This window comes from Saccharopolyspora elongata, assembly GCF_004348985.1.
Taxonomy (GTDB): Bacteria; Actinomycetota; Actinomycetes; order Mycobacteriales; family Pseudonocardiaceae; genus Saccharopolyspora; species Saccharopolyspora elongata.
Genome location: NZ_SMKW01000048.1, coordinates 50,048 through 69,678, shown reverse-complemented (window position 1 = coordinate 69,678; position 19,631 = coordinate 50,048). Strand labels below are relative to the sequence as shown.

The 19,631-nt window shown below is 67.6% G+C and carries 6 protein-coding genes and 1 pseudogene (1 of these 7 cut by a window edge); 2 read left to right on the top strand and 5 right to left on the bottom strand.

All coding sequences use genetic code 11. The features are described from left to right. Positions 1-517 precede the first annotated feature (517 nt). Positions 518-994, top strand: a pseudogene (locus E1288_RS50730) (IS110 family transposase); the annotation flags it as partial. A gap of 91 nt (positions 995-1,085) precedes the next feature. After that, on the top strand, positions 1,086-1,583 hold the full coding sequence (locus tag E1288_RS50725) for a transposase (RefSeq protein WP_456320513.1): 498 nt from the start codon (positions 1,086-1,088) through the stop codon (positions 1,581-1,583). A 3-nt stretch (positions 1,584-1,586) separates the two neighbouring features. Here the strand turns inward: E1288_RS50725 and E1288_RS29760 are convergent, their stop codons facing one another. From E1288_RS29760 to E1288_RS29740, 5 genes are all read right to left on the bottom strand, one after another. Continuing rightward, positions 1,587-1,877: a PLD nuclease N-terminal domain-containing protein gene (locus E1288_RS29760; RefSeq protein WP_132490874.1), complete on the bottom strand. Its 291-nt coding sequence runs from the start codon at positions 1,875-1,877 to the stop codon at positions 1,587-1,589. A 65-nt stretch (positions 1,878-1,942) separates the two neighbouring features. Next, positions 1,943-2,161 carry a helix-turn-helix domain-containing protein gene (locus tag E1288_RS29755; RefSeq protein ID WP_132490870.1) on the bottom strand — a complete coding sequence of 73 codons (219 nt, stop codon included), beginning with the start codon at positions 2,159-2,161 and terminating at the stop codon, positions 1,943-1,945. After that, on the bottom strand, positions 2,161-2,658 hold the full coding sequence (locus E1288_RS29750) for a DUF2975 domain-containing protein (RefSeq protein ID WP_132490867.1): 498 nt from the start codon (positions 2,656-2,658) through the stop codon (positions 2,161-2,163). The genes E1288_RS29755 and E1288_RS29750 overlap by 1 nt, the downstream gene beginning before the upstream one ends. A gap of 292 nt (positions 2,659-2,950) precedes the next feature. Further along, complete coding sequence (locus E1288_RS29745) at positions 2,951-3,643, bottom strand: type VII secretion system-associated protein (protein WP_132490864.1); 693 nt, start codon at positions 3,641-3,643, stop codon at positions 2,951-2,953. A 78-nt stretch (positions 3,644-3,721) separates the two neighbouring features. Then, positions 3,722-19,631, bottom strand: the 3' end of a protein-coding gene (locus E1288_RS29740) for a scabin-related ADP-ribosyltransferase (RefSeq protein WP_207954627.1). Its footprint extends 19,148 nt past the window's final position; only the last 15,910 of its 35,058 coding nucleotides appear in the window; its start codon lies beyond the right edge, outside the window; it ends in the stop codon at positions 3,722-3,724.

The window sequence follows — 19,631 nt, the reverse complement described above, 5'->3', positions numbered from 1 at the left end:
CCGAACGCTTCACCCGCCGGCCCCGACCGCCCGCACTACCCACAGCGGCCTGGATCAACCAACCCACCGAAGATCAACAACCAGCCAACTGAACACAAACCGTCTCAATTTGACTTGACAACTACCGTTCTCAGTAAGACGGGGCAGCGGGGAAACGTCCTGGTTCGGGGTGTGGTGAGCCAGCCCAGGTAATGCCCGGGAGAAGCGGGACGTGGGGCGCCTGGTAGAAGAACTCCGACCAAAGACGATCTTCCGCAGAGCCAGGACCCCACGTGATCACCTGTCGTGCCTGTGAGGATGGTGGGGCCTTGTTCCGGGTCGTGGTCTGACCCGTATCGTGCCTGGCCTTGATGCCTTGAGTGTGATCAGTCGGCTATGACCCGGCGCAGGGCGTGCCGCCGTCGGTTTGGTGAGCGTGTCTCGATAGGGGCCTTCGTGTCCGGCACCGTCACAGGTCTGACCGCCACGGCTGGCGGCGGCCTGTTGTGTTCGGCGAGTAGACCAGGAGACAACGCCCATGGCCAGCGTTCTGCCGCAGCCTCAGACCGACGGCCAGATCATCCTCGGTGTGGATACTCATAAGGACTTCCACGTCGCTGTCGTGATCACTGTGATGGGCGTTGTAGTGGGCAGTCGGGCGTTTCCGGCGACGGCGGCCGGTTATCAGGAGCTGATCGGGTGGGCTGGCTCCTACGGCGTGATGAGTCGAGCGGGGGTAGAGGGCACCGGCTCGTACGGGGCAGGGCTGACTCGCCTCCTGCGCGAGGCAGGCGTGGACGTCGTTGAGGTCAACAGACCGAACCGGGCAATGCGCAGGCGCCGCGGCAAGAACGACACGGTGGATGCCGAGGCTGCTGCCCGCGCGGTGTTATCCGGTGAAGCCGCGGTCACGCCGAAAAGCGGTGACGGGCCGGTGGAAGCGATTCGGGTGCTCAAACTCGCCAAGGACTCTGCGGTGAAGGCCAGGGTCCAGGCGATCAACCAGCTCAAAGCTGTCCTGGTCAACGCCGAGCCGCAGTTGCGTGAGGAACTCGCTTCGCCTGAGTCTCAGCCGGCTCGTTGCCCGTTGCGCCAACCTGGATTCCGTGGCATATCGCGGTGTCACCGCCGCTGTCGCGCACACGCTCAGGCGGCTGGCTTGTCGTATCCAGTACCTCGCCGAGGAGATCCACGACCTCCAGCAGCGCATCGCCACGGCCGTCAAGGCCGCCGCGCCCGCACTGCTGGAGTTGCGGGGCATCGGCCCGGACTCCGCAGCGACGCTGCTCATCGCTGCGGGCGACAACCCGCACCGGTTGCGAAGCGAGTCCTCGTTCGCGGCGTTGTGCGGTGTCAGCCCGGTCGAGGCGTCCTCGGGCAAGACCCAGCGCCATCGCCTCAACCGAGGCGGGCATCGGCAGGCCAACGCCGCGCTGTTCCGAGCTGTGCTCACCGGCCTGCGATGGGACAAGCGCACCCGCGACTATCTGCAACGGCGAACCACCGAAGGACTGTCCAAACGCGAGATAATCCGCTGCCTCAAACGCTTCCTCGCTCAGGCCGTCTACCGCATCATCCGCGATGCCCTCACCACGCCCGCTTGACAATCATTGAGATTCCACACCCGCGGGGAGCCCAGCCCTGGCAGCGTGGTGGCCGAGCCGCGGCTTCCACCCCACCAGGAACCACAACAGCGGACCGAACAACGGCACGCAGGCGACGAGCAAGAACCACGCGAGCTTCGCCCCCAAACCCTTGTCGCTGCGGAAAACATCGAACAGCGCGCCACCGATGAACAGCAGATACACGAGCACGATCGATCCGATCAGCAGCACACTGGCGCCGCCCCAAAACGATCCGGATCCTTGAGCAGCATGGGCGGCCGCCGTGAGCATCATCGGGGTGCTTCCTTTCCATCAATTCCATTGTGTACATAGCTGTTGATGAAGCCGATCCCGCGTCTTCACGCGATGGGCTCGTCGGGAATCCAGCGCAGCAGGTCACCTGGCTGACATTCGAGCACTCGGCAGATCGCGTCGAGCGTGGTGAAGCGGACGGCTTTCGCCCGGCCGTTCTTCAGCACGGCCACGTTCGCCGCGCTAATACCCACGGCCTCAACGAACTCACCCACTGTCATCTTCCGCCTGGCGAGCTGGACATCGAGGTCGACGACGATCGCCATCAGACGACCTCGTCCATCTCACTGCGCAGCACGATCGCCTTGCTCAGCAGGTGCCGCCCCACGAACAGCAGCAGGACTGCCCCGATCGCGGCGAGCGTGCCCACCGCAGAGCCCAGCCACAAACCGATGACCTCCATCCCATCCGAAGGAGAGGGGATGTCCGCGAAGGTCACGTACACGAACAGGCCAGCGAGCACGACAGCAGCGGCGAAGAGGGCGCCGATCGTCACATTCGCCCAGGCGAGCGCGCCGTGCTCGAAAACGGCCCCCTTGCCCGCCCGGTGCAGCAATGCCCACACCCCTACCAACGCGACCTGGAAGCACGCGATGAAGACGATCGCTGCCGTAACCAGGGGTACCCGCACGGACTCGTAGGGAGGGAACAGGGCGACTTCGCCGGCAGCGGTCGCCGGGATCACGACAAACTGGGCGAACAACCCAGCGGCGAATGCTCCGGCGACGAGGACCTGGAGAACGATGACAATCGAACGAGGCATGCATTGATTATCGATCGATTCCTATCGATTGTCAATCGATAGGAATCGACCCTCGACTCTCGGCCGTCGGCGAGGTCAGGACCCGAACGCCAGCTGCCCACCGCTTCCACGGCGCCGCGACAGGACAAGAACCTGACCGGTTCGAGCGCATCCGGCTACTTCTGTTGCGGGGTCCACGATGAAGACCGCGCCCCTCCTACTGCACCCGGACGAGGTTCGCCCGGGTGAAACACCTAGGCGCCCACCCGGCGTTAGTCCATTATGGATGAATCGGCGGACGAAGTGTCCTGCTTCACCGCGCGGTCTCGGCTTCCTCGTTCGCCCCGGGTTTCTCGCTGGACTCGCTCTCATCGGACGTGCTTTCCCCGGACGTCCACGGCACCACCCGCAGGCCGGTCACGTCCTGGTGGTTCGCATACAGCTCGGTCACCTGCTCATCGTCCAGCATCAACGTCTCACGCATGAAGTCCCCAGTGAGCCGCACCGACGCCGGCCCCGCAGGATTGAACAACACATCCACCCCGTCCGCGAGCAGCACGACCAGCTCGTCGAGGTCGATCCGCCGCCAGTCGGGCGAGCTGATCCGCCGCCGGTGCGGCTCACCGGTCGCCACCACCACACACGGCACCTCATCCGGCGACTTCGTGACCAGCGGACGCCCATCACCGTTCATCGCGATATCGAACAGCGAGTCCCGCAACATCAGCTGGATGTGCTCGACCTCCGCACGCCCCTGCAACACCAGCCGCAGCACCGCGTCCAACGGATCCGACGGCGAGTTCTCCTCGCTCGGCGCGTACTCCGGGTTCGGCCGGAATTTGCCCAACCTGCCCCCCTCCTCCACCGGCCACAGCCCGACCACGGCTTCAATCGGCGGAGCGTCGTTCTCGGACGCCGGAGCCCAGGACGGGTCCATCAGCAGCAACCAGTTCTCCAGCCGCCCTTCGGCCTGGGTCTCTTCGCCCGTTTCAGTCACAAAATCCATGATGGTTCCTCACTCGGCTGATCGCTTCTTCGTCTGGTTGGGGATGTCTCCGCCGTGATGGGGCGTGCATGTGTGGTGCTAGGGGCGCCGGGGACGCTGTCGAGGGTCGAGCGAGGCAAATGCGCGCATGATCTCTTCGTAGCCGTCAAAGCCCCGGGTCAGTGCCGACCCACCCAGATCACAGGCGGCCAGGTCAACAATCACCTTTGCGTCGGGCAGGGGCCCGCTGGCCAGCAGCTCGGCGTAGGTCCACGTGAACGTCCGCAGCGGGACCTCGGACGTCACCGGCAGGTCCATACCGTCTAGCCGCTTGAACTCGCTCCATAGCTCGCTGTAGTAGACCGTGGCTGCCCGCGCTGCCTGTGCCTGCCCTGCCGCAGGGTCGACGCCGTAGCCGTGGATCGTTACCTCGGGCAGCGGCGCTCCGTTGCACAGCCGCCACGCCGTGGACCGCGCGACCCGGCGGGCAAGGTGGCGCAGGTCGGTGTCGTCGTTGCCGATCAACCACGCTCCGGGGATCTGGTCGGTCGCGAGGTCGCTCAGCGGAATATCCTCGGACTGGACCGCACCCGGAGGGAGCACCTCACGGAAGTTACCGTTGTACACCAACCTGGCACCGTTGAGTTGCCCCACCGCCACTGTGCCGTTCGCCGCGATCACTCTCGGTAGTTGCAGCCCGCGATCCCAGCCCGCCAGCATCCGGGACACCGAGCTGATCCCGTCCTCCTTGGATACGGCGTCCGCGCTGCAGCTGATCAGGATCAGCTCCTCCACCTGGGCCGGCGCCGCGAGCCGGAACAACTGGCTGGCAGTGATCGCGTTTGCGCTCGGGGCCCCCGACAGCACTACGGTGTCTCCAAGGTGGTGGGGGCGGTTGGTGGTCATCTGGAACGCAAACCCGCTGTTCACGTCACCGTGCATTCCGACAAGCAACGCGCGGAGGGGGTCCGCCCGGCCGGGAGTGAGGTACGGGACGGAGCGGTATATCACGGTCGGGTCAGTCGGCCGACCCTCGATCAGGTCGGCCAGGACGCTGAAGTGGATCCGATTGTTCAGCCACCGGGACCTGTCGGCGATCCAAGGTGCCTGCGCGCGGTCGAAGAGGTTGGACGGGAAGAACCGGCCTCGCACGCCCAGTCTGGCGCTCGCCAGCTCGTAACTCGCCAAGTGCTCGGGACCGGGCGTGATCGGGTCGATCCGCTCGAAGCCCGCCGCGGCCACTGAGAGGATGCCGTCCGGCTTGAAGGTCGTCCTGCCCTTCGAGCCGTACCATGTTCGCGAGAACCCCGCGGAAAGGGCACCGGCGGCGATTTCCTTGAGCCCGACGACAGCACCGCCGATGGCCAGCACGAGGAACGACTTCCCCTTGACCATCACGTCACGGAGTTCGGGAAGGTCGCACAGATACCGGCCGAAATCGTAAGGGCTCAAGTGATGCTTTGTATGGTCGGCCAGCTCTACGACGTAGCCCGCGCCATCGTCGGGATCGAGCCGAGCGAAGATCATCCAAGGGCGGTCTTCCGGCCTCCACGGCACGTCCGCCCACGACCCGTCACCCGACAGGTAGCTGTGGAACGCAGGAATGGTTTCGCGCCCCCAGCGCCGCACCCGATTCAGCGTCGACGTGTCACCGGGGTAGCGCGGGAACAGTCCGAAAGTCTCGCGATTCTTGTCGTAGATCGCCTCCGTGCTAAGGTCCTCGGCCCGCGGGACCGACACGGTCGTCTCCTCGCCATTGGCGGCACGAAGACGCACGTCGTTGAAGAACTTCGCCTCGCGCAACGCACCCGCGAAGTTAAAACCCACGCCGCCGTAATTGACCCGCACCTCGGTCGCATCCGTGTCGAGCAGCACCCGCCACTTGTTGTCGAGCAACGCCCGGAAGAGGGGATGGCTCAGCACCAGCGCCCCCAACTCGGCACCCCCGAGATCGGCGTGCACACCGTTGGACAGCACGACCCTCGCGGCGCGCTCCCCGCCGGTCAGCCGCACAACGAGCGTCTCCTCCGAAGTGGCGACGCTCTCGTCTGCGGGACGCCCCGGGTCGAAGGTGATGACTTCGCCGCGCGCGTCGTGTCGGACGTCCTTAAGCGTGAGCGCGGGGCCAGGAACGAACGGGCGATCGATCTCCCGGACGCCTAGATGGGGGTGACGGAGCGGGCCGACGAAGTGAAAGGACTTAAACGGCCCTCTCAACTCAAACAGCTCCTCCAGGAAAGCCATGCTGGCCTGGTCGTCACCCGGCTGCCCGTAGGCCATCTCGCTGTGCAGGGCCACCGTCGGCCGCAGCTCCCCCGCCATCAGGTGTTCGAATAACCCAGAAGCGGCGACGCCCTCCGCCATCTGCCAGGGCGTGAGCAGTGCGAAGCGGCCGTCCAGCAGCGGCACGCGGAACAGGTTCCCGTACAGCGGTAGCACGATGTGCACGACTCTCGTGTCATCGGCCCAAGGCGCGGGAGTTTCGACGACCTTGACCGTGCCGTCACCCATCTTGGTGCTCCGCGCGTGCACCCGTTCGGAGTGGTCGCTGTACGAGCTGAAGACATCAGCCCTCTTCACGGCATCGGACGGGCTGTGTGCCACGGTCAGCACGTTCTGGTTGCCGTACACGTTAGCGGGCAGCAACCAGTTGATGGCGTCCGCGGTCGCCTGATGTGCGGGCGCCTGCACCGGAGCGGGCCAGACTGCCCGGTCCGTCTGGCCTACTTGACCGTGCAGGACTGTCGATGGGAGGTAGTACAGCTCCGGCAGATCCGGAACCGACACGGTGGCGGGCGCCGCAGGCATCGGCAGGATCTCCCCCCGCGGGCGGTCGCCCTCGAGGTGCTGGAACCCCGTCACGTACTCCGCGCGCACCCCGCCGGGGAACGTGATCTCCAGCTGGTCCGGGAACGGCGAGGCAATGTCGAGCGTGGCGTTGACGTCGATACCGCCGGGAGCCCGCAGCACGTAGAGAAAGCGGTAGGTCCCCGGTCCGAACTCACGGTCGGGGTTCGCGTCCCTGAGCTTCGCCATCATCTGCGGATCGCGAGTGGCGCTGAAGAAGTTCGTGTCGCGATGGCCGTTGTAAACGTAATCCAGCAGGCTCCGGTGTGTTCCCGCGCCCTTGGGCAGCAGGCCGCCGTCCGCGACGACTTCGTCCGGTGACTTGTTGCTGAAGTGATAGAGCACATCGTCGTCGTGCCGCCACAACGCGTACGGCAGCACGTGCTCGAACAAGGCACCCGGCATCGCGACCTCCGCCGGATCGACCGGCGGCGTCGGACGCGCGGACGCGGCCTCGGGCAAGCTTGCCGACCGGTACAGCGAGTAAGCGACCGGCTCGGAGGTGGATCGCATCGGCGCCGCATGCCATTCGAGGATGGGCTTGTCGTCGTGCAGGCGGCCGCGCTCGTCGGACACGAAAACGCCCGAGGGGGCCTTAGTCGCGACGATTCCGATCAGGTTTACGCCCGAGTGCCATGCCGCGTAAGGTTCGTCGTCGACGCCGCGCACGTCCCATCGACCCTGTGCGTCCTGGGACACGAGATCCCAGCCACGCATCTCCCCGAACTCCGTCCGCAAGGTCGCAAACTCGGTGTCCGCGCGGACCCAGTACTTCCCGTCCTCGGTCCGCACCCCGGAGGGGCCGGTCGTGAACACGAGCAGGCGCGCGTGTCCCGCCTGCTGGAGCAGCTCGGCGACCTGCGCCGCGATGTTGTCGGACGCCGCCAAACCGACTAGCACCACCGGTGCCTGCTGGTCACGCGCCGCGAGCCCGCGCATCAACTCGGAACCGATCACGTCGCGCAGGGTGCCGGGGTTCGCAGCGTCGATGACAAGGACGACCGAGTCGGGCGAGTAGTGCGGCACGGGCAGCTGCGATGAGGTGACCTTGCCATGGTCGTCGACCCGCACGTAGGCGTTGAGCGCGTCGTCGACATCGCCGAGACCCTCGGCTATGGGCGAGGCGGTGCCCGCCGGAAAGTGCAGCAGCCCGTACCGCTGCACCACCTGGACAGCTGCGGGAACAGCGGGTGCAGGCCGGTCGCGGCCACTCAGCTCCACCGCGACATCGACAGCGGCGGCGTTCGTGATCTCGCCTTGCGTCTTATCGGGCTTCGCCGGCAGCTCCTCGTCGGGTGTGTACGGCACGCCTGCCGCCACCGCACGGGAGGTGGCACCGCTCATCCGCAACGACGGGTCGCCCGAGAACAGGGCCTCGCGCCTGCCCACGGGCGACGCCGCCGACTTCTCTTGCACCGACGCACCGGGGAGGCCGACCTCCAAGTAGTAGCCACCGGTTAACACGGTCCGCGTTCCCCCACCGGTGAGCTGGGTCTGCTCGGTGGCACCGAACATGGTGACCGCGCCAAAGTCCCGTTCCCACGCCTGCCTGACCAATTGGGCCTGTGTGACGCCACCGGGCAGGACGAAGCTGACCTTGTTGGTCTCGCAGTGCCCCAACAGGACCCGGTCGCTGCCGCCTGCCTGCCGGAAGATCTCGCTGCCGTAGATCGCCCGCGCCGCGTCCGGCCCGATGAGCTGCAGGACGTCACCGCGAACGTGTGGCCGTCCGGTGGCCATCGCGAAGGACAGTCCGAGGTCTGCCTCACCGTGCCCGTCGACGATCCACAGATCCTTTCCTGCCCACGGCGATCTCCGGTGAGTGAAACTCGTTTCAGCGGAACTAGCCGATGCGGGCACTTCCCTGATGTAGGTCCGCTGGGCATTCCCGACGTAACGCAGGCCGTTGACCTCGTCCATCGGCGCGTCGAAATCGGCGGTCGGAAAGTACTGGCCGTGCACAACGCCGTTTAGCCGCACGTGCGGGTAGCTGACGAGGTCGCCGGGACCGGGTGTTATCGCCGAGACGGTCCGGAAACCGTCGAGGCGCAGCGTGCCGGGCAAGTCGAACGAGATCTCGATCGGTTCGAACATCTCGCGCGAGAAACCACCGGGAACCATGCCCACCGCGAAGGCGCCGAGATCGACCGGTGGACCGACAACAGCCAGCACCAGCGGGACCTCGCCCGTCTCGCCCAGCACCCACCGAAGCTTATCGTCGTCGCGCAGGGCCTGAGCTCCCTCGGTGACGGAGAGCGTGACGGCCGCACCGTCTCGTCGAAGCGCGCGGAAACCGTTCTCCGAGGACTGCGCCACGACGAATCCCGGTGGTACTTCCGGGTCCCACGGCGTGTCGTGGCGCTCCGCCAACGAGTCGACGTAGGAGCCGACGGTGGCGTCACCGGCGCTGTCGAGCCAGTTCTGCAGCCGGGGGACGAAACCGTCGTCGTCGGGCGAGTGCACGACGTAGAACTTGATCCCGGAGGTGGCGTCGGACATCGTGGTGGTCTGCAGATCGCCTGGGCGCCAAAGTGAGACCTCTGTGAACGCGGAGCCGTCGGCGAGCGCGATGCCACCTGGTTCGATCGCGCCGCCACCGGTGAGGGCGTACACCGTCGGGAAGAAACCCGCCTCGCGCCACGTGCCCGCGATGTCGAAGCCGAACCCGCCGAAGTTCCTGCGCGCCCCACTATGCGCGGAGACGAGCACGACCGGCCGGTCCCGCTCATCCGCCAGCAGGGCGTGGAAACCAGGGTGTGCCAGCAACAGTCGACCGACCTGGGTGCCCTCGACTTCGGCGATCTGCCCGTTGGCCAGCCGCACGTGGGCATGACGCTCGCCGCCGTCGAGCGAGACGAGAATCGGCCTTCGCCCGCCCCACGGACCGTCGACGGACGCAGTGCCTTGGTCGAACGCTGCCGCGAACCGCGCGAGCCGACCGGCGTGGTCGGCGTCCACGGGGAAGCCGAAGACCGAGCCGGTGGCAACGTGCGCGACATCGGCGAGGGCGAACTGCGACTCGGTGAACCGCTCCCCCGGCGGCACCCGCAGGTGCCCCAGCCCGTCCATCGCCACCGAGCCGGTGTAGGAGAACGCGTGCCAGGGGCCGGCGAGGCGGTTCAGCGCCGCGACTGCCGTGTTCGAGTCCAGGCCGTCGCCCTTCGTGAGCTCCTCGGTCACGATGACGACCGACGGCCGCACCCGGTTCTGGAGTGCTCGCCTGAACACGTCCGTCGCGAGGGCCAGCGAGATGACTTCCACGCCGTCGACCAGGACCTGCCGCTCGCCCTGCGTGAGCATGACGACGTACTTGCCCGCCTTGGCCTCGAGCATCAACCGCAGCGGTTCAACCCGCCCCGGCTCGAGTGACCCCGACCATGGCGCGATGACCTCGTGTCCATCGTCCGCGGTATCGCTGTCGCCGGTACCGGTGGTGCCATTGCTGTCGGCACTGTGCACGGATGCGGTTGCGTCTTCGTCGACGACCTCCTTCTCTGCCAGCAGCCTCCTGGCCGCGGCGGTGGAGTACTGCTCGAAGTACTCGAGGGCCTGCCTGGAACCTTCGGTGGCGGGGAACCCGACGCCGTAGGTCTTGTTCCGCGCGTCGACCAGCGGCAGCCAGTCGACGTCGTCCGGGCGGAGGCGGGACACGCGGTGGAACACACCCTCGTGCGGCCGGTCGGCCACGAGCCGGTCCGCGACGGTCACCTCGCGGTAGGTGCCATTGCCGCGCAGAGTGTCCGCGAACTCCCGCAGCGCCGCTGATGCGTCGACGGAGCGGGTCGGATCGTCGATGACCACCGTCACCGGGACGTGCGGCTCCGCGGCCAGCGCGGCCCGGTAGTGGTCGTGGAGGGCGAGCGACCGGGCCAGCGCCGCGCCAGTGAGCAGCTCGCCGTCGTTGTCGAAGCCGCCATCCCTGGCTGTGACGAACACGTAGAACGACTCGGGATCGCCCTCGGTCGCCCGAGACGGCATGGCGTCGTGCACTGCGTTCCACCGGCTCAGCTGTGCGTGGTCGGAGGAGACGAGGACGCCTCCGGACGAGTGCGAGGAGGGTTCGGCCGACTCCCCGTACGGCGCGAGACGCCGCCTCTGCGCCGGGCGCTCTGGCCCCGGGCTGTCGCCGTCACGGCGAGGGCGCCGCAGTGCCGGGCGACCACCTTCACGCGCGGTGGAGATGGCCTGCGGGGGCGCCGACTTGGTTCTCACCGGTGCCCACTCCGGGTTCGATCTCGCCACGACGCCGGTTCCAGGCTGGAAGGCGGGGTTGGGGTAGTAGGTGCCGAGGCTGCCGTCGGCGTTGACCGCGTGCGCTCCCTTGATGAACCGGGGCTTGATACCGCCCGCGAACGCGACCTCTTTCTCGTGCTCGTAGTCCGCCGAGTACGCGAGCACGGTGTCGTTGACGACGATGCCGCCGGGAGCGTCGATCACGTAGCGGAACCGGCCTGCGTACACCCCGCCGCTCAACGGATTGACATGCAGCTTCGGATCACTGGTCGACGACACGTACATGCTGGGCTTGTCTGCGACGACCCTGCCCATCAGGTTGTAGTTGCGCAGGCCGAGCGGCCCGAAACCCTTGGCGAACAAGTCCTTCGGGTGGCGGTCGTCGTACCGGTACAGCGGCTCGCGCGACGTCCGCCAGGCCGGGCCGTTGACGTCGATCTTGCCCACGTCGACTTGGACGAGTGCCACGGCGTCCAGTTCACGCGGATCGACACCGAGCCTGCTGGTGGTCCGGCCCGCAATGTCGGCAGCAGGGTCGGGACCGGTCCCGACCGTTGTGTTCGACTCACGCGGCTCACCGTTCGGCACGGAATCTAACACCGACGACATGCCGTTTGAAGACATGTCGCTCGGACGCCGCTCCTGCGGACTCGCCTCCGTCGGGAAGGACGTCCCGGCGTACTGACCGGCCCCGTACTGGAGGGGCATTCGCACGAACCGGTCTTGCGCGTTGAGTCGCGGCTGCCCGGCGGTGGCCTGCTTGTCGTCGGCGGGCACGGGCAAGGATGCCTTGCTCCCGTAGGCGCCCATCTTCGTCGCCCAGGCGGCGAACTGTTCGGGCGTCAGCATCGTCGGGTACGACTTCATCGCATCGTTCATCACGAACATAGGACGCTCGTCTGCAGTGGCCGCGTGCAGGTAGACCATGTGACCCGGGGTGGCGATCGCGGCTCCGCCGCGATGTGCGAGCTGTTGCCAGAAGTCCGCGCGCTGCACAGGTGACGCCAACCTCGGTGCGAGCGCGACACCGAAGCCCCATTCAGCGAAAATGTCGTTATCTCCGAACAAGGACCCGTCTGGATCGGGCGCCAGCCTCTCCTGGAGCTTGGCGACATAGGCCAGCCCGTCGACGCCGAGGAGCCTGCGGCTGCCGCGGTCCAGAGCGAGTGGCGACATCAGCACCGCACTCGCGCGCCAGTGGTCTTTGAGCACCTTGCGGGTGAGTACCGGTGCCGTATCGCTCTCAAGGCTGGCACCCGCAAGTTTCTGCATAGACCGGCCCCAGCGCTCGCTGAGGTCACGCCATTCCGTGCGCACCGACGGCGCGGTCTGGTCCGAGCCGACTAGTTCCGTGGCGCGTCGTTCGATGGCGGCGAACTCGCTTCTCGCGTTCGCGACCCGCGTGCGGACCATGTCGTCCAGCGATCGACCGAAGAGCCGGTCGCCCTGGGCCCTGATGTCGGGCGACGTACTGAGCAACTCGTCGTTGGTCATGTCCGCCACGGCACGGCCGAGGTCAAGCAACGCCGCGATGGTCGGCACTCGGCTGCGAACACTCACATCGACAGCCGCGGCCACGCAGGTGTTCAGGAAGTACTGCGCCTCATGGCCGGCGGCCGCGAAGAGTGACTCGGTGAGCGCCGCCGGGTTCTTCAGCAGCGCGGTGAACAGCGGCCCGGCGAGCACAGCCGCCCTGCTCTCAGTGCCGAGATTCACGAGTCCGAGCATGGCCAAACGCACCGGCAACGCCGCGCCCGCCGGGATCGCCAGACCGTACAACGGCGAAGAGGACAGCGTAAATGGATCACCGCCAGCAGCGACGATGCTGCGCATCTCGTCGAGCAATTGGGTGAGCCGGGCCGGCGAGATCGGCTGGATCACCCGACGATCCGCCTCGACGCCAAACCTGAGACTTTTCGAGCCCCTCGTCGGAACCAGGCTCACGGCCAGCAACGCCTCGGTGGCGAACGTGCGCACTCGCTGCTTGATGGCCTGGTCATAGCGCCCGGCAAGCACGTCGTTCAACGCCACGAACTGCGTGCGCGTAGCCGATGGAATCGCCCGGTGTTCAAGCGTGCCACCATCGGCCAGCGCGGCATACTGCGCCACCTTCGCCCGCACCGCTGACTCAGGCAGCTCCAGCTCGGGCAGCCCATGCGCGACCTGGTCGTAGCTGGCGAACGACCGATCCGCCACAGACGGTTGCGGCGCCTCGGACAGGCCAGCACCTGCCGACTCGATCCGATAGGCATCTACTGTGGACGATTTGAGATCGCGCGGGTCGATGCGCCCAGGCCATGCACCGGAGGTGTCCGCATCAGCGGGAGAGGTGGGACTGTCCGGACCGGACACCATCGAGAAAGCAGACCGCGAGCCGGGATCAGCGGTCGTGATCAAACCATCCTCCGACAACCGTGCATTGTCCTCCACCCGTGGCTCGGCCCGCTGGAATAAACCCCGAACACGGTTCCAGAAATTCGTGATCCACATCAGTTCACCGGCACCGCCGAGCCGGTTCATCAACACCGGATCGGTCGGCCTGGCCCTGCCCTGGCCGGGAAAACCTGCACCCACCCGAACCGAACCGCGCACGACCGGCACGGCGTCCACATCAGACGGTGCTACCGACTTGGCGCCGGCCACATCCGCCAACGGACCAGGAACACCCGACGTCTGCTCGACAGCGGCGGGCTCGGCAGACTGCTCGCCGACGGCCAGCGGCCAGGCCGCACCGACCTGCTCGCCACGGTCGTTCGCCAACGACACCGCAGCGACCTCACGGGTGTTCAGGGTCTCGGGCTCCCGCGAATCCCGCGGCGTGACTGAACTCTCCGGCTCCTCCGCGATCGTGGGTAGCGTCTGCCGCGTTCCGCCAGTGTCCTGCGGCACGGCGGCGTGATCGAAGGGAGCGGCTTCGGACTTCTTGACGTCGAAGTCGACCCTCCGGCCGGCCAGCGCCTCGTCGCCCTCCAGGCGGCCACGTTCGGTCCACTCCGATGCGAAGTGCCGCTTTGAGCTGATGACGACGTCGTACCGCGGAATCGCGCCGTAGCGGCGCCACGTGAGGTTCCTGGACCTGGCGATGTGTTCCAGCTGGGTGGCGTTGGACATGCCCTCGGAGCGGGAGTGGCTGCGCCCGCTTCCGAGTTCGGGGCCTCCGTACGTGGCGGCGGTGCTGCCAAACACCGCAAAGCCCATCCCGGCGTTGCCGCTTCTGTCGTGGGTGTCGGCGTTGCTTTCGGAGTGGGCCTCGCCGTGCTTGGTCCTGTGCTCCGCCTCTACCCACTCGTACTTGAAGCCCGGGTCGACCAGCCGCGGACGCAACTGGATCCGCCAGGACTCCGCCAAGGCCTTGTCCTGGATCCGGAATTCGGTGCTGTAGCCCTCCTCGGCGAGGAACTGCTTCTCGTTGCCGAGGTTCGGGACCACCATCGACGGCGAGAACAGCGCGTCGAGCTTGGACCGATGCGGGGTGCCGGGGCCGAACCAACGGCGGATGAGGTCGGCATGGCCCGAGGATTTGGCCATGCGCTCCACCACCTTCTCGGCGAGCTGGTCGTCCTCGAGCGCCTTGGCGAGCTGGAACGACGACGCACGGCGCGCTTCCTCGGTGATGTCGCTCTGCACTCCGCCGGTCTCGGTGCCCTGGCGGTCGTGCAGCAGGAATTCCGGCGCGGACAGGTCCACGGTGCCCCGCACAGTCTTCAGCTCGTCGCGCGACAGCTCGACTTTCCGCCGCTTCTCGTGCTTGTAGCTGGACGGGCCGGCCCTGCCCTCGGTGATGGTCGAGAGCAGCAGCGGCGGTGCCTTGAACTTGTGGACCGTGAACTCCACCTCTACCGGCGCCCGCACTGCCGCCTGATCGTCGGTCCCCACGCGGTCCTGCCGGAAGCCGTCGACCCCGGTGGACTGGTCGCTGCCGCTCTCGGCGGACCTCCCCAGCGGCGCGCCCGGCAGCAGCGTAGTGCTGTCCGGCAGAGCCGTGAGCTCGCCCGGCGTCTCCACGCTCAGGCCGAAGCCCAGGCCCCCGCTGACACCGCGGGAACTGCTCTCGCCGAGCCCTCGCATGCCCTTGACCTCCGAGTAACCGGAAGTCTTCCCGTCTCCCTGGAAAATGCGCTCGGCGCCGCCCGTCACCGGCTTGGCGCGTGCGGTGAACGTGTAGTAGTTCGTGCCGAACCACTGGGAGCGGAACAGGGTCCGCTCCCACTTGCCGTTGAGCAGCTGGCGAACGCCCGCCTCCTCGTCGAGCTGTCGCAGCGCCTGCGTCGCGTCGAACAGTGGTGCCGGCGTGCCCGAATCGGGATCCCACTTGGGGAACAACTCTGGGGCGGCGTGCGCGAACGCCCGGATCGCCCGCTCCGACAGCTTCTCCGGGCCCGGCGTCCGGCCCTGGTCCACGGTGAACTTGGTGACCGTGACGCCCTTGTCGATCCCCTGCCCCAGATCGCGCAGCAACGGCAGGTCATCGGGCAACGACACGCCCAGCGGCGTTTCCCCGCCCGGGACGCCCGCCACGGATTCGGGCTTGACGTAGAGCAGCCCGCCCGGGATGACCACATCCACGGTCTCGGTGCTCGCACCGGTGGGGAAGGGGCTGATCGGGTCCCACTTGCGGTTGGGCTGGCCGAACAGCTCCTGCCAGGCATCCGCCCGCACCTTGAGCACCAGGTCGCCGGTGAACAGCTCCAAACGCGTCTTGCGGGCGGAACTCGTCTTCGTCGTGCCGGTCAGGGACTCCTCGTGGCCCCCGGAGGCGCGCACCCCGAAACCGGCCGTCGCGTCACCGACACCCCAGATGAACTGGGCCGATGCCTCGGCGGCGACGCCCTTGCTGTGCTCGTGCGAGACCGACAGCTCGGACCTGGTGACGTTCTCCCACTGCGCGCCGCCCGCCACCGGCCCGAGCGACCGCTCGTTGTGCACCTGTAGCTCGACGCCACCACGCTGCATCCGGTCGAACAACAGCCCTCGACGGCCGCCCTCGTCGCGCACCTGCGTGCCGTGGAACATCCCCGCCAGCCGGGTCTGCCACCAACCCCGGTCGAGGTCCATCACGTGCTGCGGGCCGTGGTCGCGCGCTTCCCGCTGCTGAGGCTGCGCGGCCTCGCTCTCCCGGCCCGTGGCCTCCCGCCACTTCGCCTGGACCTTGTCACCGGCGCGGTGGTAGAAGTCGACGACCGCCGCGCTCGCCGTGTCCCACGATTCGGCCAGCCGCAACCGCGCCCGCTCGTACTTACCGTCCTTCGCCGCCCGCGCCGCCGCGATCTGCGTGTCCCGGAACGCCTGGTTGGCCCTGTTGTAGAGGTCGTCGACCAACACGACCGCCGCATCGCGCATGTCGACCCGGGTGGCTTCCGTGCGCTTACCCACCTGGTCTGCAGCGGTGCGGACCCGATCGGCGTCCAGCAGGAACCGGGCGACCCGGTAGTCCACCTCCGCCGGAACCGTGAAGTGCGTCTGCTCGCTGCCTTCCAGCGTGCTCCGCAGGCCCCAGGCCCGCTGCCGTTGCCGGGTTTCGTGGACGCTCATGCGGAGGTCGACCGCACGGGAGACCCGGTCGGCCTTGCCGGTGTACTTCACCCGCAGTTCCGATTCCGCGCTGCTGCCGTGTCCGCCGCCGACTCCCCGGTCTCCCTTGCCTCCCGCGCCGACGACCCCGCCCAGGTAGGTGGAAGCACCGTAGGCGTCGGGGCGGACCGTCGTGCGGGCCCAGACGCTGAAGAACGCGCCCCAGCCGAACGAGCCCTTCACCTTGGTCTGCCAGCCCGCGCCCCGCGAACGGGTCGCGCTGAAGTTCGCATCCTCTGCCAGCCTGCGACGGCCGGTGACCTCGCCGACATCGCCCGTGACATCGAACGTGAACTTCCGGCCCTGAACGGTGACCTCGACGCGGTGCGGGCGGGCGCTCTCGCCGGTGATGCCGTCGAACTTGGCCAGCAGCTTGTGCGGCCCAAGCCCGCCCAGCTGCTTCGACACGCCCGCCCACTGCGCATCGCTGAGCTCCACCCCGTCCGCGGCCAAGCGTTGCTTTATGTGCTGCATGGCAGCCGCACGGAGCCGACCGCCGTCGCGCAACGTGACCGGATCCTTGAACATGCCGTCGCCGTCGAGAACAGCGCGGACCCGCTCACGCTCCATCAAGCCGGAGAGGCCGGTGTCCCTCGGTCCACTCGAAACCGGTGCCCCGGCACGCGGGTTCAGCGCGTGGTTGAGCACACCCTCGAACTCGGCCACGTCATCCGCGCGGACCCACACATACACAGAACCCGGACTGTCGTCGACCGCCGTCGGCGCAGGCGCACCCCTCCCACCCGGGCGCGCCGTGAACTGCCCACCGAGGGACAGGTCGATGCGGTACCGCTGCATGCCGTCCCGCTCGATGGACTTGTCCTTGGACTTGCCGCCCGCCCTGCCCGTGTAGGACTCCTGGCGCGTGGACGACACCGACATCTGCGCCAGCGGTCCGATCCGCAACGGGCTCCGGTGCCCATCCACCTCGACCTTGCCCAGCTGCGGAAGAATACGTAGCCGCAGCCCGCCCTCGCCGGTGGAGCGCACGCTCTTGGCCAGCTGGCCGTCCTTCATACGCCGCCAGATCTCGCCGCTGCCGACGTCCTTGCGGAGCCCGCCGATCCGCTCGAAGCCCACCAGCTTCGGCTCGATCTGCACGTTGACCTCGGGATGCTTCGACCAGTCCCGGGATGGCCGCGACAGCGCCTTCGGATAGACCTCGCGGTGGGTGATGTCCACGCCATGGACCAGGCCCTCGGCCGTTTCCTCCACCAGCAGCGCGGAATCGAGGCTCGCGGAAACGTTGTTGTTCAGCGTGGCATCCCGGCGCACCCAGTCCGGCAGCCCGGCCATGACGTTGCGGTGCAGACCGCCGATGTTGGCATAGGTATCGATGTGCGCGATCAACTGCTGCAATTCCGGCGGCATCGCGGCTGCATGCCGCGGCGCGGCATTCAGCGCCGGCTCCCCCGCGCCCCGGGAGATGATCGGGGCAAAGTCTGTTGTAGACGGTGAATTCTCCAGCATCGAGTCCGGATACACCAGCCGAACCGTCGGGTCGAAGCGGTCGTCGCCCGGCGACTGTCCGTCGATCTCCCAGTGCAAGTTGAAGTTCACGTCGAAGATCCGGCGGAATGCTCCCAGCTTCGCCGTGCGTTCTCGCACCGTCCACTGCTTCCCCGACGTCGTGCGCGAGCGGTCCCCGCCCCAGCTGACAAACGGCAGTATCCGCAGGTTCACCGTCGTCGACACCGCATCGACCGCCGCGTCGAAAAAGCCCACCACAGGCGTGGACTTCAGCCGGCGGGAAATGGTGCTGCTGGCGCTCAGCTTCGGGGCCGTCTCCTGCTTGCTCCGCTGCACCGGGAGGCCTTGGAAGGTGTCCGCGGACAGGTTCGCCGGCCGGATCGCGTACCGGTCCAGTCGCAGGAACACGTCCTTGGGCCTGTTATCGATCGTGATCCGGAACGTCCTGCCCCCGGAAAGCGTCTGCAGCAGGCCAGCCTCACCACGCAGGCTCGCGTAGTCGGTCAGCTGCTGCCGCAGCTCGCCCCGCTGCCCATCGTTCAGCGGCATCTTGTCGACGATGTTGCTGACAAGGCTTTCATCGACGCCGACGTCGGCGCCCGCCCACACACCTTCACTGGGCAACAGGCGGGACGCCTGCGAGATCACCCCGCCCCGCAACAACTCCGATGGAAGCAGAACGCGGCCGGTCTCGGCCAAGTCCTCGGCAACCGTCGCGGGGTCGCGAGTCTGGTCTTCACGACCCTCGGCTTCCGTCGAGTGCCTCGGCGATCCTGCGTTGTCCGACCAGACTCCGGAGTTCTGCGCCGTGTCGCCTTGGGTGGGCTCGGCGGGCTCAAGCCGAATCTCCACCTCAGTCGGTCCTTCGGAGCGCACGTAGTGCGGTGGCGGCGACGTCTCGGGGTCAAGGCCGAATGCGCCCCTGCCGAACCGCTGGTGGTCTCGAGTCGACGACTGGGCCAGCCTGATCAGGTCGGCGATTTCGTCGGCCATGGCGGCGAAGTCGCTGCCCGCCCGGCGGGAGCCGACGTCGCCGAGCACTCGGTACCGCACTTTCGGCGACTCACCGGACTCGTGCGCCGACAGCGTCTCCCGCACGAACTTGTACAGCTTGTTGCGTTCCGTCAGCGGAAGCCGGTCGGCGGCGGTGGGGAACACCACCCGCACGGCAGGTTCGGCTCCCGACAGGCCCGGGTCCTGTCGCGCATGCGCCAGTTCCCGCTCGTAGACCCGCTTCGCCTGCCACCACTTCGACGCCGCTACGTGCTCGGCCTCGGTGGCGTTGCGGAAGGCGAACTCCTCCTCCATCCGCGAACCGCCCAGGTCGGCGTCCCGGTCGCCCAGGCCGAACGGGTCGGCGGCGCGTCGGCGGCCACGAGCGGCAGACCATTCCGCGTCCCGCGCGGCGAAGTCCCTAGCCGCGTCGACCAGCGGCTCGGGCAACCGGTCGGACCGGTCCGAGCGGCGGACCACATATCCGTCTCCCGGCCCGAAGTCCACATCCGTCACGACAGTGCCCTTCAGGCTGACCCGGGAGGTCGGCTCGATGACGAACCGGAACCCGGCGCCGTGAGACCACGTGCTGGTGACCCCGTCCGTGTTGGACTTCTTGCCTGCCTCCGGCAGTTCGGGCCCGCCGGACTCGTTGCCGGCGTGGTGCTCCTGCTCGGCCTCCTGGGAGCCGAGCGGCTCCATCGGCAGTACCCAGTCGCCCGCTGAGCCGAACGGCTGCCGGTTCGGGTAGTGGGCGTGTTCCGGGTTCTGCGGGACACCCCCGGCCATGTAGGGCAGCGCGGCCAGGGTGTTGCCACTGCCCGAGGTGACCTCGGTCACCTTACTGCCGGCCGTTGTCTTCGACCCGCCCATCCGAATTCGTGTGCTCACGCCC

What these genes read in the sequence shown, in the direction of transcription:
- E1288_RS29745 (WP_132490864.1), bottom strand. Translation starts at nt 3,643, where the DNA reads ATGGATTTTGTGACTGAAACGGGCGAAGAGACCCAGGCCGAAGGGCGG.
- E1288_RS29750 (WP_132490867.1), bottom strand. Translation starts at nt 2,658, where the DNA reads ATGCCTCGTTCGATTGTCATCGTTCTCCAGGTCCTCGTCGCCGGAGCA.
- E1288_RS29755 (WP_132490870.1), bottom strand. Translation starts at nt 2,161, where the DNA reads ATGGCGATCGTCGTCGACCTCGATGTCCAGCTCGCCAGGCGGAAGATG.
- E1288_RS29760 (WP_132490874.1), bottom strand. Translation starts at nt 1,877, where the DNA reads ATGATGCTCACGGCGGCCGCCCATGCTGCTCAAGGATCCGGATCGTTT.